Origin of the sequence: Paraburkholderia phytofirmans OLGA172 (assembly GCF_001634365.1) — a bacterium.
Classification (GTDB): Bacteria; Pseudomonadota; Gammaproteobacteria; order Burkholderiales; family Burkholderiaceae; genus Paraburkholderia.
The window spans coordinates 1,345,904-1,364,528 of sequence record NZ_CP014578.1 but is presented as its reverse complement, the minus strand read 5'-3'; the positions used below and the strand labels follow the sequence as shown (position 1 = coordinate 1,364,528).

General features: G+C 62.1%; 11 protein-coding genes and 1 pseudogene. All 12 read right to left on the bottom strand.

What is annotated here, in order from left to right; translation table 11 throughout:
• Nucleotides 1-119: 119 nt before the first annotated feature.
• On the bottom strand, nucleotides 120-2,894 hold the full coding sequence (locus tag AYM40_RS05925) for a TonB-dependent receptor (protein WP_063495412.1): 2,775 nt from the start codon (nucleotides 2,892-2,894) through the stop codon (nucleotides 120-122).
• Between the two features lie 381 nt (nucleotides 2,895-3,275).
• Entirely contained in the window at nucleotides 3,276-3,851 is a 576-nt protein-coding gene (locus AYM40_RS05920) for a helix-turn-helix domain-containing protein (RefSeq protein WP_063495411.1), read from the bottom strand.
• Between the two features lie 131 nt (nucleotides 3,852-3,982).
• Nucleotides 3,983-5,188 (bottom strand): tetratricopeptide repeat protein, encoded by a 1,206-nt coding sequence (locus AYM40_RS05915; protein ID WP_063495410.1) that lies wholly within the window; start codon nucleotides 5,186-5,188, stop codon nucleotides 3,983-3,985.
• A gap of 9 nt (nucleotides 5,189-5,197) precedes the next feature.
• Nucleotides 5,198-5,629, bottom strand: a complete 432-nt coding sequence (locus tag AYM40_RS05910) for an ExbD/TolR family protein (protein WP_063495409.1) — start codon at nucleotides 5,627-5,629, stop codon at nucleotides 5,198-5,200.
• A 58-nt stretch (nucleotides 5,630-5,687) separates the two neighbouring features.
• The gene (locus AYM40_RS05905) at nucleotides 5,688-6,110 is read right to left on the bottom strand and encodes an ExbD/TolR family protein (RefSeq protein ID WP_046566007.1); all 423 of its coding nucleotides are present in this window, start codon (nucleotides 6,108-6,110) and stop codon (nucleotides 5,688-5,690) included.
• 12 nt (nucleotides 6,111-6,122) lie between these two features.
• Nucleotides 6,123-7,028, bottom strand: coding sequence for a MotA/TolQ/ExbB proton channel family protein (locus AYM40_RS05900; protein WP_063495408.1), 906 nt, complete (start codon nucleotides 7,026-7,028; stop codon nucleotides 6,123-6,125).
• A 77-nt stretch (nucleotides 7,029-7,105) separates the two neighbouring features.
• Nucleotides 7,106-7,768 (bottom strand): energy transducer TonB, encoded by a 663-nt coding sequence (locus AYM40_RS05895; protein ID WP_063495407.1) that lies wholly within the window; start codon nucleotides 7,766-7,768, stop codon nucleotides 7,106-7,108.
• A gap of 1,030 nt (nucleotides 7,769-8,798) precedes the next feature.
• Entirely contained in the window at nucleotides 8,799-14,696 is a 5,898-nt protein-coding gene (gene uvrA, locus AYM40_RS05890) for an excinuclease ABC subunit UvrA (RefSeq protein ID WP_063495406.1), read from the bottom strand.
• Nucleotides 14,697-15,042: 346 nt separating this feature from the next.
• On the bottom strand, nucleotides 15,043-16,554 hold the full coding sequence (locus AYM40_RS05885) for an amino acid racemase (protein WP_063495405.1): 1,512 nt from the start codon (nucleotides 16,552-16,554) through the stop codon (nucleotides 15,043-15,045).
• A gap of 110 nt (nucleotides 16,555-16,664) precedes the next feature.
• Nucleotides 16,665-17,060: pseudogene (locus AYM40_RS05880) on the bottom strand (MFS transporter); the annotation flags it as partial.
• 26 nt (nucleotides 17,061-17,086) lie between these two features.
• Nucleotides 17,087-17,392 carry a single-stranded DNA-binding protein gene (locus AYM40_RS05875; RefSeq protein ID WP_063495403.1) on the bottom strand — a complete coding sequence of 102 codons (306 nt, stop codon included), beginning with the start codon at nucleotides 17,390-17,392 and terminating at the stop codon, nucleotides 17,087-17,089.
• A gap of 152 nt (nucleotides 17,393-17,544) precedes the next feature.
• Nucleotides 17,545-18,453 carry a LysR family transcriptional regulator gene (locus AYM40_RS05870; protein WP_063495402.1) on the bottom strand — a complete coding sequence of 303 codons (909 nt, stop codon included), beginning with the start codon at nucleotides 18,451-18,453 and terminating at the stop codon, nucleotides 17,545-17,547.
• Nucleotides 18,454-18,625 lie beyond the last annotated feature (172 nt).

The following is an 18,625-nucleotide window of genomic DNA, read 5'->3' as shown; positions in this document are numbered from 1 at the left end:
ATGACGCTCGCGGTAGGCGCTGACGTCACTCAAACATACTATGCAACACCAAAATCAAACGCTCCGGCTCTATATAAAAAGAGCCAGAGCGTCCAACTACCCAACGAAAGGGCCAGACATCAGAACTTGTACGTGGCGCCGACCTGCGCGAAGCGGCCAATGTACGTGTACAGCGACGTGTCGTAGCCCGACTGATTCAACGTGCCGTTCGCAAAGATCGGATCGAACGGCGGCGTACGGTTGAAGATGTTGTCGATGCCGCCGTAGATCGTCCAGTGCTTGAAGCCCGTGTACGTCATCATCAGGTTGAACTGGCTGTACGATCCCACTTTGTTCGGTGCGGCCGCCAGATTCTGCGCGTACGGCCCCGTGAACTGCCACGTCAACGCCGCGTCGAACTTATGGTACGTCCAGTCCAGGGTGGTGTTGCCTCTCCAGCGCGGGAAGCTGCCGCCGAACGGCTGCGTGATGGTGAAGTTGTTACCCGCACCGTTCACCGGTGAGGCGCCCGGGAAGCCGATCTTGTAACTGTTCACGTAAGCCCAGTCGCCTGACAAGGTGAACGTACCGACGGCCTTCGTCGGCAGTGCCTGGCGGAACGTGCCCTCGAAGCCGTTCGTGTCGAGGTAGCCGAGGTTCTGGTACGGGATGACCTTGTACAGCAGGTCGCCCGTGGTCGGGTCGGTGGCGATCTGCGAAGGCGCGCCCTGGCCGATCACGTTATCGACACGAATCTTGTACCAGTCGAAGCCGACATCGGTTGTACGGGTCGGTGACAGCTGGAAGCCGATATTGAGGTTACGCGTGCGCTCCGGCGCCAGGTTCGGATTACCCTCGGTAATCGACGTGTAGTTCTGGCCGGTGTTCGGGTCCACCTGGATCCCCAGCGTTTGCGACTTGCTGTCCTCAACGAACGTCGGCGCACGGAAGCCTCGGTCGTACGAGGTGTACATCGTGAGCGCCTGAACCGGCTGATAGCGCAGCGCGAAGCGCGGCGAGAACGCGCCGCCCACATCGCTGTAATGGTCGTAGCGGCCCGACTGGCTGAACGTCAGGTTGCGCACAATCGGAATGTCCACCTGGTAGTACACAGCCGCCACATTGCGCTGGCCGTCCACCGTCTGGAGATTCGGGGTGACGACCAGGCCTTGTTCGTATGCCGTACCCGGCGTGAGCATTTCGCTCTGGTGCGTGAACTGCGCACCGAACCCGAGACCCACGTCGCCCGCCGGCAGATGGAAGAGCTCCGGCGTCGACAGCGTCGCGTCAACCGTATCCAGCTTCGAGATACCCAGGTTGTTCGCGTCCATGTACAGCCCGTTGAACGCGTTCGGCGTAGCCGACGGATTCGCGAAATTCAGCGTGCCGTTCTGGTAAATGTCATTCAGTACACTGGAGTTGAGCTGGTTCGTGTAGGTGTTCGAGACCGTGCTTTGCGAGTGGCTCACCGACGTCGCCCAATCCCATTCACCGTTCGGCAAGTTGAACGAGCCCTTGACGCCCGTGGACGCGCGCCAGTACGTGGCATACGTCTTTTCCGCTACCGTGTTCGGGAATGAATACGTGAGCGGCGTGGCAGCGCCCAACGTGTTGTACGGGTTGCTCACCGGCACAACCGTATTGAACGGAGTAAGCAGCTTCGTCTGCGGGTTCCACACGAGCGCGGGGTTCTGCGGATTGCCGATTACGTTGTTCCACAAACCGTCGTTGGTGGTGGTCGAGTTGCTGCTGATCAGGAAGTCGCCGAATGCGGTCGTCGTGTCGTTGATCTTGAAGTCGGCATGAATCTTCGCGTTCTCACGCTCTGTCAGCGGCGCAATGGACGTGCCTTCCGCGGTGTTGAAGCCGCAGACCGTGCCGGCCAATCCCTTCGTCAGCGAGTTGGTGGCGGCAGGATTCACCGAACCGCCGAAGGGACAATTGCTCAACGCCTGTACGCCGGCGCTGCCGGGCAAGTTCCAGTACGACGGCGCGAGCAACGAGAGGCCGCCCGGCTGATTCGTGAAATCCTGATTGCGTGTCGAGTCGCGGTCTGCGAGCGTGAAGCCGTTCGACTTGTAATAGCTCGCGGCAGCCGTCACATTGAAACGATCAGAGTTGAGGTCGCCAAAGCCGCCGAGCACGCCGAATTTGGTCGTGCCGGCGCCGCCGCCCTGACTGATGGCGCTGCCGTAGCTGCCGTCGAGTTGCAGCCCCTGGAAGTCGTGCTTCGTGATGATGTTGACCACGCCCGCGATAGCGTCCGAACCGTATTGCGACACGGCACCGGTCTTCACGATTTCGATGCGGTCGATGGCGTTCAGCGGCAGTGTGTTCAGGTCGAAGAACGAATCGACGCTGTTCGAGAAGAACGCGAACGGCGCAACGCGCTGACCATCCACCAGCACCAGCGTGTATTTTTCGCTCAGGCCGCGCAGGGCGATACCCGCCGCGCCTGCGGCGAAGTTGCCGGATTGACCTTCGCCCCAGCTATTAGCCGAGTTGGATGACGTGTCGCGCAGAAAATCGGCGACGGTCGTGGCGCCGCTGTTCACAATGTCTTTCTGCGTAACCGTCTGAACCTGGTTGAAGCCGACCTTGTCGGAGCTGCGAATCAGCGAACCCGTCACTTCGAACTTCTTCAGTTGCTGAACGCCTTTGCCGGACGACGTCGCGGTGTTGTTGTCCGCGGACGGTGTTGCAGCGGTGCCCGATGCCGGCACGGACGGTGTGGCCGCGGTGCCCGATGCTGGAGCTGCCGCTGCCGGCACGCTTTCCGTGGTCGTCGCGCCTGCCGCGGCTCCGGTGGCGGCCGGCTGGCTTTGCGCAAACGCCGGCACGGCGATTGCGGCCGACAACGCCAGTTCAGCCCAGATTATTCTTTTGATGGCAAGCGCCAATGCCCTTTGTTTCATTTTTCCCCTTCCCGCTCGTCAATAAGGCCACAGCTGTGTGTGAAGAGAGGCCTTGTGAACCTCTCCACTCGATATACGGCGATCTTGCGCCGCGCTCCGTTAAAACCGCCCCGTACTTTTGTTGCCTCGCAAACTGGCCAGCAACAGGCCGAATTTGCAAGTACCGACAAAAAGACGGGACGCTTCAGATACCTCAATATCGGACTACTTATTTATTACAAACGAAATGCGCAGCGCTTTCTAATTGATTTCACCACTGCTGCTTCGGGCTCTGAGTACTGGGGCAATGCACTCCCCATCAGATCAACTCCGAATCAAACACTAAGTAATGCTTATAGATGCGAATCGACCGCTTTCAACGAAAGCACGGAGCAAAGGCACCTAAAACAGTCTTGGCGTGCCCACCCACACGACCACGGCTTCTTCGCGGGCGGTATTGCACCAGGCGTGAGGCACAGTGGACTCGTAATGCGCGGTGTCACCGGCCTGCAATACGAACGTTGTACCTTCTAACGTGAGCGATATCTGGCCGCTCATCACGTACAAGAACTCTTCCCCCGCATGCGTCGTAACTTCAGACGGGTTCTGCCCCACCGGCATCTTGACGAGAATCCCTTCCAGCTTGCTGCCGACCGACAGGTTCGTCAGTCGGCCAAAAAGATTCGCGGTTCCGTCGAACCCGAAGTACTTCAGCTCACTCGCCCTGCGGACCGACTTGTCTTCAGTTGGCGTGTCGACGAAGTACTGCACCGTCACACCTAGAGCTCGAGCAATGCCAACTAGCGATGTAATCGACGGCGTTGCATGACCTCGTTCCACTTGCGACAAAAAGGGCTTGGAAATTCCCGCAGTTGTTGCCACTTCATCCAACGTGCGCTTGAGTCGTTGACGAAGCGCGCGAATTTTGCTTCCTATAGAAACTGCGACCTGTGCCTTGTTATCGAGTGGCAAAACCATAGCAAGACAGAATCCCGTAGTCAAAATTAGTTTGATGAAACTGAACTATGTTTCATTGAGTGCAACACCCTCCCTATGGCACGCGCGATAGAGGCGCTTCGCAAGATGGGACATATCGGAAACCGGATGCGTTACTTCGACGCCACCAGCACCCACAAACGGGCGAGGTCGGCCGAACCATCGGCACCCTTCACCGCGCGGAAGGTTTGCACGGCACGCGCTTTGTCGCCCGCCATGTAGTACGCCTCACCGAGATGCAGTTGCGCCTGGTCCGGGTGATCGATTCCGCCCTTCGCAATCGCGGCGTCCATGGCCGTCAGACCCTGCTTGGCCTGCCCCGCGAAGACCTCGTTGAAGCCGATGTCGACCGGCGCGACGGGGTTCGCGGGATCGGCTGGCGCTTGCGCCCGTTTCGCGGCGAGCGCCTGCAGCCGCTTCTCGCGATCGGCTTGCGCATCGTGACCCAGAACGCCTGACGCAAAGCCTTGATCGATGACCTGTTTGCCTTCGGCCGTGCTGCCGGCCACGATGGCGAGCTGCGTCATCTCCATGTAGTCGTCAGCGGTGCTGAGCGAGCCGGTCGCACGGCGCAGACGGTAGGTGTCGATATCGAGTGCCGACGAATAGCCAGGCTTGCTGCGAATCGCGTTGAACAGATCATCCCAATACGACTGCTTCGGATGATAGGCAACCAGCTTTTCGAGCGTGCTGCGGTAGGTCGCGTCATCTTTCACGCGTTGCGCGCACGTGCCGAGCAATTGCAGTTGCGACTCGTCGGGTGCATGACCGGCACGGACTTGCGCATCGACGCCCGGCTTGAGCAGGCTCACGACATTGCCGCAATCGTTCGACAGGTAGTAAGACTGCACAAGCAGCGTGCGCATGTCGGGATCGCTGCCCCCTGCCTTCAGATAGCGTTGCGCGACCTTTGCGGCCTGCGCGTAGTTTTTCTGCTGGAAGTAGATGCCTGCGAGCGCCGCGCTAGTGCGTTGCTCGTCGGCACCGGCGAGGCGGCCCGAACTCAGCAAGGTTTCGTAGGCCTGAGCGGCCACCCCGGATTCGCCGGCCGCCGCTGCCGCGGCGCCGCGCATCTCCTGAACCATGTAGCTTTCATAGGGCGTTTTGCCCGGCACGGCGTCGGCCTGATCGATCTTCGTCAGCGCGTCTTTGTACTTGTGCGCGCGATACAGATCCTGCGCGGCGTTCAGCGGCTTCGCCACATCCGGCCGCAACGTGTCCGCAGCTTGAGACGTGGCCGGCAGCACGACGAGCGCGGACAGCCCTCCGATAGCGGCCGCAATGACGGCGCGCTTGAACCGTTGATGGATCGTTAGCATTGCACTTCCCTATTGCATGTACTGCTCGTTGCCGATCAGGCCGATCTTCGTCGCGCCCAGTCGTTGCGCGGACGCCATTACCTCCGCGACATCCTTGTACGGCACCAGCTTGTTAGGCCGCAGATGGATTTCCGCCTGAACCGGTTCGGCCGCCACTTGTGCAAGCCTGGACTCGAGCGCCGCGCGGTCCGGCACCGGCTGGCCGTTCCAGGTGGTGGTGCCGTCGAAATCGATATCGATCTGCACCACTTCTGGCTGCGTGATCGGCGGCGGCGGATTGCCGACCGGCAAGTTCATCTTGATGGCATGCGTCTGGATCGGAATCGTGATGATCAACATGATCAGCAACACCAGCATCACGTCGATTAGCGGCGTGGTGTTGATATCGACCATCACATCCGGTTCGGCACTGCCACCGCCCGAAGATACGTTCATTCCCATGATCACCTCCTGTCGATCGGAGTTGGCGCTTTAGCGCTTAGTCCGATCCCATGCAAAGCTAGCCGCCGCGCGCGGGCGGCTCAGTAATAAACGAAACCTTGGCGATACCGGCGCGTTCGCACTCGGTAATGACACGGCCGATGAATTCATAACGCGTGCTCTGATCGCCGCGCACATGCACTTCCGGTTGCGGCGTCATGACCGACACGGTTTTCAGTCGTGCCAGCAGCGTAGGCGCATCCACCTGCTTCTCGTTCCAGAAGAAATCGCCGTCGCGGTTGACCGCAATGACGATACTTTTGGGTGTGGTCTGCAGCGGCTGGATCGTCTCCTTCGGCAGTTGCACCGGCACCGTATGTGTCACGACCGGAATCGTGATCAGAAAGATGATCAGCAGGACCAGCATCACATCGACGAGCGGCGTGGTGTTGATACTGGAGATGACCTCGTCGTTGTCATCCTGCCCAACGCTCATAGCCATGACGGACTCCGCTTATTGGACCAGCGATGCGTGGCGAGCCGAAGCGCGCGCCGAGCGCCGGCTGCCGGCGAGCAAGACGGTGTGCAGTTGCGCACCGAACGCACGCACACGCTCCATCACCGACTTGTTGCGACGAACCAGGAAGTTGTAGCCGAGCACCGCCGGCACCGCCACGGCAAGACCGATCGCGGTCATGATCAGCGCCTCGCCCACCGGACCCGCGACTTTGTCGATCGAAGCCTGGCCGGCGATACCAATGGCCGTCAGCGCGTGATAAATCCCCCACACCGTACCGAACAGACCGACGAACGGCGCTGTCGAACCGACCGTGCCGAGGAAAGCCAGACCGTCCTGCAGACGATTCGACACGTTGGTGATGGCACGCTCGACCGACGCGTCGATCCACGTGTTGCGGTCGACGGCTTCGAGCAGTGCTTCGTCATGATGTTCGCCTGCCTCGATGGCTGTTTCGGCGATGAAGCGGAACGGCGAGGCTTCGTCGAGCCGCTTCGTGCCTTCGACCAGCGACGGCGCCGTCCACAGGTGTTCATCGGCGCTCTTCGCACGACGGTTCGCACGGAGCTGTTCGAAGAACTTGGTGATCATGATGTACCAACTGCCCATCGACATGAGCACCAGCAGAATCAGCACGAAACGTGCGACGAAGTCGCCGTTCTTCCAGAGCGCGCCCAGCCCATACGGGTTGTTGACGGCTTCGGACGTGGCCGGCTGCGGGGGCGGCACGGCTTCGTCGGCGGCCGAGCCGGCCGTTTGCGGTGTGGCGGTGGCGGGCGCAGCAGCCGACGCGGTGGCGTCGCTAGCTTGCGCGTGGGCCATTTGGGGTGCCACAAAGGTATCCACCGTGGTTACGGCGAACAACAGGGTTGCCGCCATTGCGGCGAGAGTACGCTTCTTCATGCCTGCTCCAAGTTCATTAGTACAACTTCTAAACCAAGACTGATAAATCGCTACCGGTACCGAACAGCCTGTGGGTTTCAGTTCAGGTTAAACGAGAACGGAACTTGCACACGGACAGCCTGGCCTTGGGAAACGCACGTGAACTGCTTGACCGCGTTGAAGGCTGCGCGATCGAGTGAGGAATCGTCTGCCGACTTCGCAACACGTTCATTCGTAATATGGCCCTGCGGATCGACTACGAATTCGATCAGCACATCGCCCGTCACGTTGTTCTCCTGCGCTTCCTTCGGGTAGCGAATCGACGAACGGACCTGATCCGAATTCGGGCACACAACCCCTACTTCAGCACTGACGGGCTTGCTCGGCGCGGGAGGCGCCGGCGGTGCGGCCGCCACGGCGGGTGCCGATACGACCGGTGCGGACTGGTGCGTGATGGTCGGCTGGGGCGGCGTTTGCACCTGCACTTCCGGCGGTGGGACGAACGGCGGCGGCGGCGGTGCGAACTTCGGCGGCGGCAATTGCACGGTGGGCAACGGCGGCGGCGGAGGTGGCTTTACCGGCTCGATGATTTTCGTTTCGATAGGATGCTGAATGACCTGCACAACCTTGGTGGCAAGGCCATTGACGAGTGCATAGATCAGCACGATGTGCAGGAGCAGAACAACCGCGATACCGCCGAAGCGGCGTACTGGATTTTGCTGCTTGCGCCCAAACTCACGCGGGCGTCCTGGCCTCTCCATACGGGCCGTTGCTGCCGGAAATTGCCCTTCGACTTTCGTACCCACCTTTACTCCTCCGGCATGAACCGTTCATTTCTATCACTGCAGCGCGCTTACATACGGCAACCAACGTTCACTTCAGACACTCATCCTCATCGCCCAGCCCGTTGATTTGCAGTCCAAAATTCGAGCCATAAGGCCCAACCCAGGTGCAATGGCACGGGTACGGCTGTGAGATGCCAGGGCGGCACTTCACACTAATCGAACAGCCACCTAAGTAGAACTACTAATAGATTGAATTCGATCCGCTCATTTCCGTCTGGCATGAACAGCTGGAGACAATTTGATCGAAGCGCGCTGCGGCTCCTGAACTTTTTGCGCGATTGTCACCATGCGTTTCATGGGGGGCAACAATAGCAGGACAAAAAATGCATGGTCAAACTTTTTTTGATGGCAGCATACTAAATTTAGAGAGGACACTCTAATCAGTGCCGCATTCGCGTCGCTTTAAAAGAATAAGCGTGAGTCGAACAGATGCGAGCGCGCCTTTCGCAACTCGAAAATTGGGACGCAGCCGCTGTTGCGGCCTGCTATTACGGCCTGCGGTCGCACGCCATGAACGGCCGTCGGATCACTGGTGGTACGTGGCGAGAAAGCCCAACGGGCGGGCCTTTCGCGAGGATTGCATGGCAACCTGGACGGACCCCGAGCAGGTTGTCCGACGTAATTTTCAGGCGTCGACGAGAGGCTCCGGCCAAGGGCGGGAAGATAGCAGAAGAAAAAAAATGCTTCCAAATCTTTTTAGCGGTATTTACGACACTCTAAATACGCATTTCAATTACGCCATCCATGCAATTACAAACACATTCCAATTAATTACATATCACCGACGAAACCGGTAATGCTCCGCTTTGCATGCCGGGCACCTCGACACATGTTCATCGCATTCAAGTGGCAGTGGGGTGCGAGTAACCCGAGCGCGTGCGGCTCGCCAGACTGAACGCCCCGCACGTACGGAGCGGCGCAAAGTCCGTTGCGTCGCTCCACTGCATTAACCGTTGGTTCCTTCACCCGCGATTACCGCCGGGTCGCTCTGCGTTCGTGCGAGCACAGAACGCAACGCCGCGCCGGTGTGGCTGGCTGCGACGCGGCAGAGTCCTTCTGGATCCGTAGCGGCGACAATCGTGCCGCCCCCCACGCCACCTTCCGGACCCAGATCGATGATCCAGTCCGCCTCGGCAATCACGTCGAGATCGTGCTCGATGACCACGACGCTGTGACCGCCGTCCGCGAGACGATGCAGCACGCGAATCAGCTTGGCGACGTCCGCCATATGCAAGCCGACGGTCGGTTCGTCCAGCACATACAGCGTGTGAGGCGGCTTCTGACCGCGCCGCGTGATGTCGTCACGTACCTTGCTCAGTTCGGTGACGAGCTTGATACGCTGCGCTTCGCCGCCCGACAACGTAGGCGACGGTTGCCCAAGCGTCAGATAACCGAGCCCGACATCTTTCATCAATTGCAATGGATGCGCGATGTTCGAGATCGGCGCGAAGAACTCGACGGCTTCATCGATTTCCATGGTCAGCACGTCGCCGATATTCTTGCCGCGCCACGTGACCGCGAGCGTCTCCGGGTTGAAGCGCTGCCCATGGCAAACGTCGCACGGCACCTTTACGTCGGGCAGGAAGCTCATGCCGATGGTGCGCACACCCTGCCCTTCGCAAGCGGGGCAACGTCCTTCGCCGGTGTTGAACGAGAACCGCGATGCCGTGTAGCCACGCGCGCGTGCTTCGAGCGTGCCGGCGAACAACTTGCGGATCGCATCCCACACGCCGATGTAGGTTGCCGGACAGGACCGCGGTGTTTTGCCGATCGGTGTCTGATCGACTTCGAGCACACGGTCGATGGTTTCCCAGCCGGTGATCGAATCGCACCCTTGCCATGTATGCGTGACGTTCAACGGGGCACGCGGCGCCGTGCGCGCCAACACGCTCGAGCGCCGGTTCGCCGCCGGCTGGGTCTCGGCCACCGCACGCGCCCGCCGCGTGGCCGGCGACGACAGCACCGAGCGCCCCACCGCATCGAGCAAATTGGCCATCAGCACGTCGCGGGCGAGCGTCGACTTGCCCGACCCGCTCACGCCCGTCACCGCCACCAGCCGTGAAAGCGGAATGCCGACGGTGACGTTCTGCAGGTTGTGCAGCTTGCCGCCATGCACCGTCAGCCAGTTCTCCGGTACCGCGGCTGCGCGCTTGGCCGGCGCGACTACTTCGCGGCGCGGCTGCAATGGATGCACGATCGGATGGGCGAGAAACTGCCCGGTCAGCGAATCGGGCTGCGCCGACAGATCGGCCACACTGCCCTGCGCGATCAGCGTGCCGCCACGCTTGCCCGCGCCCGGCCCGATGTCGATGATGTGATCGGCACGCCGAATCGTGTCTTCGTCATGCTCGACCACCACCAGCGTATTGCCCTTGTCCCCCAGCTTGCGCAAAGCGTTAAGCAGAATCTGGTTGTCGCGCGGATGCAGGCCGATGGTCGGCTCGTCGAGCACGTAGCACACGCCTTGCAGATTGCTGCCGAGTTGCGCGGCGAGCCGGATGCGCTGCGCTTCGCCGCCGGACAGACTCGGCGCCGCGCGATCGAGACTCAGATAACCGAGTCCGACTTCCTCCAGAAATTGCAGGCGGCTGCCGATTTCGCTGACCACGTCGCGCGCGATTTCCGCGTCCCGGCCAGTCATCTCCAACGTGTCGATCCACGCGCGCGTGTGTGACACGGTCCATTGCGCGACGTCGACGATGGCCTGCTCGCCGAACGTGACCGCGCGTGCCGTTGGGTTCAGACGCGTACCGGCGCAATCCGAACACGGTTCGTCGACGAGACCTTCCGGCTCCTGCTCCTCCGAAGGCAAGCTCTGCTCGCGGCCGCGGTTGTCGTCGACGATCACCGTGTCGTCGTACGCCGCGCGTTGTTCGCGCGTCAGTGCGAGACCCGTGCCGACGCACGTCGTACACCAGCCATGCTTGCTGTTGTACGAGAACATGCGCGGGTCGAGTTCAGGATAGCTCGTACCGCATACAGGACAGGCGCGCTTGGTGGACAGCACCTTCACCGTGCCGAGTTTCGCCGTGGGGCGGCCGCCGCTGATCGCCTCGTGCAAACCGTCGAGCGGCGCCAGCAGATGCATGACGCCCTTGCCGATTTCCAGCGTCTGATCGAGCGCCTGGCGCAGTTCCGCTTCGTTATCCGGCGATACGACGAGATCGGTCACCGGCAACTCGATGGTGTGCTCGCGGAAACGATCGAGCTTCGGCCACGGGTCCACCGGCACGAACTCGCCGTCCACGCGCAGATGCGTATTGCCGCGCGCTTTCGCCCACTTGGCGAGATCGGTGTAGACGCCCTTGCGGTTCACGACCAGCGGTGCGAGGAAACCGACGTGCTGCCCTTTGTGATCGCGCAGCAATTGCGCCGCAATCGATTCGACGCTTTGCGACGTGACCGGCGTGCCGTCGTGGATGCAATGTTGCAGACCGAGCTTCACATACAGCAGGCGCAGGAAGTGCCACACTTCGGACGTGGTCGCCACGGTACTCTTGCGGCCGCCGCGCGACAAACGCTGTTCGATCGCGACGGTGGGCGGAATGCCATACACCGCGTCGACCTCGGGACGCCCGGCCGGCTGCACGATGGACCGTGCGTATGCGTTGAGCGATTCGAGGTAACGGCGCTGCCCTTCGTGGAACAGAATGTCGAAGGCGAGCGTGGACTTGCCCGAACCGGACACGCCGGTAATCACGTTGAATTTGCCGTGCGGGATGTCCACGTCTAGCGCTTTCAGGTTGTGTTCGCGCGCATTGACGATGCGCACCACGTCCTCGCCTTCGATCGCCCGCCGCGCACGCGCCGCGCTCAACGCCTTTTGCAGCGGAATGCCCTGCGACGCCGGTTCGGCCGCTGCGTTCATCGCGCGGTCGTATTGCAGCAGCGCCTCGCCGGTATGCGATTCCGGGCACAGCTTGACGTCTTCCGGCGTGCCCGCGCACAGCACCCTGCCGCCACCGTCGCCGCCTTCAGGACCGAGGTCGATCAGCCAGTCGGCCGCACGGATCACGTCGAGATTGTGTTCGATCACAATCAGCGAATGCCCGCCCGCCAGCAGTTTGCCGAACGCCTGCATCAGCTTCGCGATGTCGTCGAAATGCAGGCCGGTAGTCGGCTCGTCGAACATGAACAGGCGTTTTGCGACCGGCTGCTTCGCGCTGCGCGCGGTGCGCGCCTGCGCCGATTCCGCGAGGAAGCCGGCCAGCTTGAGCCGCTGCGCTTCGCCGCCGGATAGCGTGGGCACCGGTTGGCCCAGCTTCACGTATTCGAGACCCACGTCGACGATCGGCTGCAGCACGCGCAATACTTCGGCATCCTTGGCGAAGTAGGCAGTGGCTTCGCTCACCGTCAATTCCAGCACGTCGGCAATGCTCAAAGCACGCACCGGCTCGCCGCGCTCGATTTTCACTTCGAGCAGTTCCGCGCGATAGCGGCGCCCATCGCAATCCGGGCAGCGCAGGTAGACGTCGCTCAGGAACTGCATTTCGATGTGTTCGAAGCCCGAGCCGCCGCAGGTCGGGCAGCGCCCGTCGCCGGAGTTGAAGCTGAACATGCCGGGGCCGTAACCGCGTTGCTGCGCGAGCGGGGCCTTGGCGAAGAGCTTGCGGATTTCGTCGAATGCGCCGACGTAGCTGGCCGGATTCGAACGCGCGGTCTTGCCGATCGGTGACTGGTCGACGAACACTACGTCAGTGACCTGGTCGGCGCCGGTCAGGCTCCTGAATGCGCCTGGCGATTCGGTGGCGAGACCGAAGTGCCGCGCCATGGCCGGATACAAAACGTCCTGCAACAAGGTGGACTTGCCGGAGCCCGACACACCTGTCACGCAGACAAGCCGCTGCAGCGGAATCTCGACCGTGACGTCGCGCAGATTATGTTCGGTCGCGCCTTCGAGCACGATGCGCGGCGTGCTGTCATCCACCGGACGTTGCGACCAGTGCGCCGCGTCCGCCACATGCCGCCGGCCACCCAGGTACTCGCCCGTCAGCGTGCCGGAGGAGCGGATCGCCTCAGGCGCGCCGTCGTAAATGATCGAGCCGCCCCGCTCGCCCGGCCCCGGGCCCATGTCGATCAGACGATCCGCCGCGAGCATCACGGAGGGATCGTGTTCGACCACCACCAGCGTATTGCCCGCGTCGCGCAGCCGATGCATCGCCTCGACGATCCGGTTCAGATCGCGCGGATGCAGGCCGATGCTCGGCTCGTCGAGCACGAACAGGGTTTTGGTCAGCGACGTGCCGAGCGCCGTGGTCAGGTTGATCCGCTGCACCTCGCCGCCCGACAGCGTGCGGCTTTGCCGGTCGAGCGTCAGATAGCCGAGGCCAACATCGCAGAGATATTTGAGCCGCGTGCGGACTTCGGCGAGCAACAGCTTGAGTGCGTCGTCAAGCAGTGCGCTCGGCAGGCTGATCTCATCGAAGAAACGCCGGATGCGCTCGATCGGCATCAGCATCAGGTCGTGCACGGTCAGACCCGGCAGGGCTTCGAGTTGCGCGCGCTGCCATTCGACGCCACGCGGCATGAAGCGCTTTTCGGGCGCCAGCACCTCGTCCGCATTCTGCTTGCTGCCGAGACGCCACAACAGCGATTCCGTTTTCAGACGCGCGCCGCCACAGGTCTCGCACGGCGTATAGCTGCGGTACTTCGACAGCAGCACGCGGATGTGCATCTTGTACGCTTTCGACTCGAGATATTCGAAGAAGCGTTTGACGCCGTACCAATGGCTTTGCCACTTGCCGTTCCAGTCCGGCGAGCCGTTGATCACCCAGTCGCGCTCGGCGTCCGTCAGCTCGCCCCAAGGCGTGCCGCGGCGGATATCGGCTTTCGCCGCGTAGCGCATCAGGTCGTCCTGGCACTCCTTCCAGGCTGGCGTTTGCATCGGCTTGATCGCGCCGTCGCGCAGTGTCTTGCGCGCGTCGGGAATCACGAGGCCGAGGTCGACGCCGATCACGCGGCCAAAACCGCGGCAGACTTCGCACGCGCCGTAAGCCGAGTTGAACGAGAACAGCGCCGGCTGCGGATCCGCATAGCGCAGGTCGCTCTCCGGGCTGTGCAGGCCGGTGGAGAAACGCCAGATTTGCGGCTCGGGAGGATTCGTCTCAAGCGGCGCCTCCCGCGCGTCTGGCGCGGCAGGCAGCACATAGATGTTGACGCGGCCGCCGCCGCGCTTGAGCGATGCCTCGATCGCTTCGACCACGCGCGGCTTCTCGACCGAGCTTAGGCGGAAGCGGTCGGCCACTACGTCGAGCAGCTTGCGCTTGCCGGTGGGCGAATCGACTTCGCGCTGCGCCTGCACACGCGTGTAGCCGCTCGCGGACAGCCATTGCTCCACTTCCTGCTCGGACGCCGTCTCCGGCAGTTCGACCGGAAACGTGACGACCAGCCGCGGATCATGCGCCGCGGTTCGCTCGAGCAGCTCGGCGTAGATCGTTTCCGGCGTGTCGTGGCGCACCTGCTGCCCGGTCTGGCGATCGAACAGTTCGGCCGCGCGCGCGTAGAGCAGCTTCAGGTGATCGTTGAGTTCCGTCATGGTGCCGACGGTGGAACGCGAACTGCGCACCGGGTTGGTCTGGTCGATCGCGATGGCGGGCGGCACGCCGTCGACCCGGTCGACTTGCGGCCGGTCCATGCGGTCGAGAAACTGCCGGGCGTAAGCGCTGAAGGTTTCGACGTAGCGCCGCTGCCCTTCCGCGTACAACGTGTCGAACACAAGGCTCGATTTGCCGGAACCGGAGGGGCCGGTGACGACCGTCATTTCGCCGGTTCGCACGTCGAGATCGACGTTCTTCAGGTTGTGCTGGCGCGCGCCGCGAATGCGGATAATTCCGTTAGATGCCAATTTTTCCGACCGTCTGAATGAGTGGACCACCTCTCACGGACGCCTCGCGACCGCGCAAGTTCGGGACACCCGGCTAGCGGGAGGACACGCCAGGGACCGGGTTACAGCGGGATACTATACTGTATATTTGTACAGTTTTCCATGACACGGCACGGTCGCGCTTTCGCAGCGCTGCGGGCCATGAATGGCGGCGCCTGGCGCGCCCCGATCGGCCGATCAGCGGGCGTTGTGCCGTTTCAGGAAGGAGCGCGCAGCGGGTCAGGAAGTGGTGACGGAGGGTGGGAATTGCAAGGCTTTCCCGCGCGGCGCCGCCGCACGCGGCTGTTCCAGCCCGATCTAACCGGGTCTAACCGCAAACGCTTTCCACGCTAAGCCGGCTCGTCACCGGCTCCGCCGGTTCCGAAGCCGCCTGCGCCGCAGCGCTTTCGCCCAGCGCATAAGCCACGCAGCGTTTTGCCAGCACCTCGGCCGGGTCGACAAGCCGCACCACCGGCCCGCCTGGCCGCGCCAGCGTCGAGCCGCGCAGCAGCAGCGGCAACTCGGTGCAGCCCAGCACGATGACCTGCACGCCTTGCACGACCAGATCATCCACCGCCGCGGCGAGATCGTCGCAACACTCGCCTGACAGGTAACCCGCCTTCGCCCCGACCGGTCCGTAAATCGCGTTCATGAGGCGGGCCTGGGCGGCTTCGGCCGGTGCGATCTGCACGAAGCCGCACGCCGCGAGCGCTTTCTCGTAGACCCGGCTCGCCAGCGTGCCCGAGGTGGCCAGCACGCCGACTTCACGCAGGCTCGGGAAGGCCTCGCGCAGATGATCGGCGGTACAGGTCAGCATATTGACGATCGGAATGGCCAACGACGGTTGAATCCGTTCGACGAACGCATGCGCCGTATTACACGGAATCGCGATGAGATCGGCGCCGCCCTCTTCGAGGGTCCTGCAGGCGGCGTAGAGCGCGAGTGTTGGATCGTCGCCGTTGCCGAGCAGCGCTTCGGTGCGATCCGGAATCTGCGGATTCTGCTCGACCAGCACCTTGATGTGGTCCTGATCGCGCGCGGCCGGCGTGTTGCGCACCAGTTTCGCCATGAAATCGACCGTCGCCGCCGGGCCGACCCCGCCCAGCACGCCTACCTTGAAACGCCGCTCCGGCTGCGGATAGTGCGCCGCCGCGACGTAACGCCCGTAGACCAGATTGCTATCGACGAACGGCACTTCCAGCGTGCCGAGCACGCGCGCCACCAGGGGAATTTCGGCGAGCCCGGGCACGATGATCTCCGCGCCTTGCGCAATGAGGTCCACGCAAGCCGCGCGCAACAACTCGACTGGCCGCCCGGTCAGATGGCCACTTTTGATGCCCCCGTCGCCATACACGGCGCTCGTTACGCGATCGACACCCGCTTCGTGACGCGGATGCAGCACATCGAACTGCGCACTGTCGAAATGGCGTTCGAAGAGTCCGTTAGCGCGGATCGTGTCGGAAGTCAGCACGCCGATGCGGCGGACCGACGGAAATGCTTGCCGCACATGCGCGAGGAGCGCGGCCATCATGTTGGCGATCGGCACAGCCACGTTCGCCGAGAGTTCGTCGATAAAGGTGTGACTGAGGAAGCACGGCAAGACGATCGCATCGACACCGCGTTTCTCGAAGGCGCGAATCGTGTCGAACACGTGGATCTTGAACGGCGCGCTCGCTGCGCTTAGCGAAGCCGGTCCTGGCCACGATTGCGGCTCGAGGACGAAATCGAATGGCGTGGCCGCGCCTGGACGGCGCCTGGCCGTGCTCATCCTGCTCAACACGTCGACGCTGGCGAGCGGCGACGCGCCTGTCACGACACCCAGCGAACGATGACGATACATGATGGCTTCCCCCGTCGTTTTTCATTTGCCTTGATATTAGGACGCTTTTGGGGGTTCAGGATGATCCTGGCAACGAAATGGCGGGTTTATGTCTGGCAAAGCAGCTCGCCCTAGGCCGCATCGGCAACACCTCGCGCCACGCCTCGCTTACGGCGCTCCAGCGTAGTGATACAAATAAGCGAGACCCCGGCGAGGCAACTATAAAACACGGCCAGCGGCCACCACGCTCCCGGATATCGATGCGCGAGCAACGTTCCGATCAAGGGCGTCAACCCGCCGGCCAGTGCAGCGCACACCTGGTAAGACAATGAAATGGCCGAATACCGGACTCTCACCGCGAGCATGAACGTATTGACGAACCACGCACCGGCCACGCCGATCACATTCGCACCCAGACATAACAACACCGTGCGCCACGCGTCGCATACGACCTCGGCGACCGGCAGTGCGGCCACGCGCCGCTGCGCTTTGAGCGCCTTGAATTCCGGCGATTCGTCGACACCCGCACTGCCTGCGGCGTACAGAAAACCGATTAACTTTCCCCCCGATATCCCACAAGCACTTTATGTGCAACCATATCCACAGCAGGCTTAATCAACCCATTCTTGTCAGTCCAAACCTTGGGCGTCAACGCCCCACTCAGCGCAACACTATCTGCATCGCTCAAAGCAAGCAGCGCAGTCTGCACCTCATCATCAAACGCAATCACGTTGACGAAAATCGTATCGCCATCATTGGTGGTAGCCCGGACCTTGCAGGTCACAAAGCGCTTGCCATTCTGCCCCGTGCGAATCTGCGCCTCGCCGTACAAGCGTCCGCCCACCAGTCCATCGATCATCGTCCTGCTCCTGTTATTCCGTAGCGTGCAAAAAGCAATATCGCTCAGCACGGCACGTATGATCCCACGATACACCGCGCGGCTTACACAAAAGCACGGAGCGCCCCCCCATTACGCGCCATGCGCCGCACGCCCGCGCTGGACTCACACGTTTATCGCGAACCCGTCTGCGCCCCAGCCGCCTCGAAAATATCGCGCAACCACTGCGCAAACACACGCACACGCGACGACAGTTGGCGAGTCTGCGGATAAAGCACCGAAACCGGCATCGGCGGCGGCGGGAAGTCCGCGAGGATGATCTTCAGGCGCCCCGACGCCAGTTCACCCGCCACGCGGTATTGCGGCACTTGCACGATGCCGAGGCCGGCCACCGCCGAGCCTGTGTAGAGATCGGCGCCGGTCACCGATACCACCGACGGCAGGTAGGTCGCCGTGTCGCGGCCGTCGACTCTGAATTCGAGTGGCACCGGCTTGCCGGTCGCGCTGGACAGGTAATTGACCGCGCGATGCGTGGACAAGGCCGCCGGATCAGCCGGCTCGCCATACGCCTCCAGATAAGCCGGGCTCGCCACCGTCACTTGCGGCAACTGAGCCACGCGCCGCCCCACCATCGACGAATCCTGCAGATTGCCTGCCCGCAACACGCAATCGATCCCCTCCCGCACCAGATCGACCAGCCGGTCATCCTCGCCGATCGTCAACTCGATGTCGGGAAACCGCGCGAAAAACACCGGTAACGCCGGCACGACGAAGTGCCGGGCCAAAGTGCCCTGCAAATTCACACGCAATAAGCCCTTCGGCGCGATGTTGGAAAACGAGCCCTCCGCCTCCTCCATATCGGCGATCAGCCGCACGCAACGGCGGTAGTACGCCTCCCCGTCGTGCGTGAGGCGTACCGAGCGCGTGGTGCGCTCGAGAAGCCGCGCGCCGAGCCGCTGCTCCATGCGCTTCATCAGATTGGTGACGGTGGCGCGCGGAATCTGCAGATCGTCCGAAGCGCGCGTGAAGCTTTGCCGCTCCGCGATCCGTATGAACACCCGCATTTCCTCGAAACGATCCATGGTTGATGCCTTTATGCCGGGCCGGCGATCCGGCGATCCGGCGGCCTGTCGGCCTGTCGGCCTGTCGGCCAATTGTTAAAGCAAATGGAATTATTATGGCAAGTCTAAGCCGATTATTTCAACGAAGAAAGCGACCATGATTCGTTTCGCCAACCCACCACACAGAAGGAAA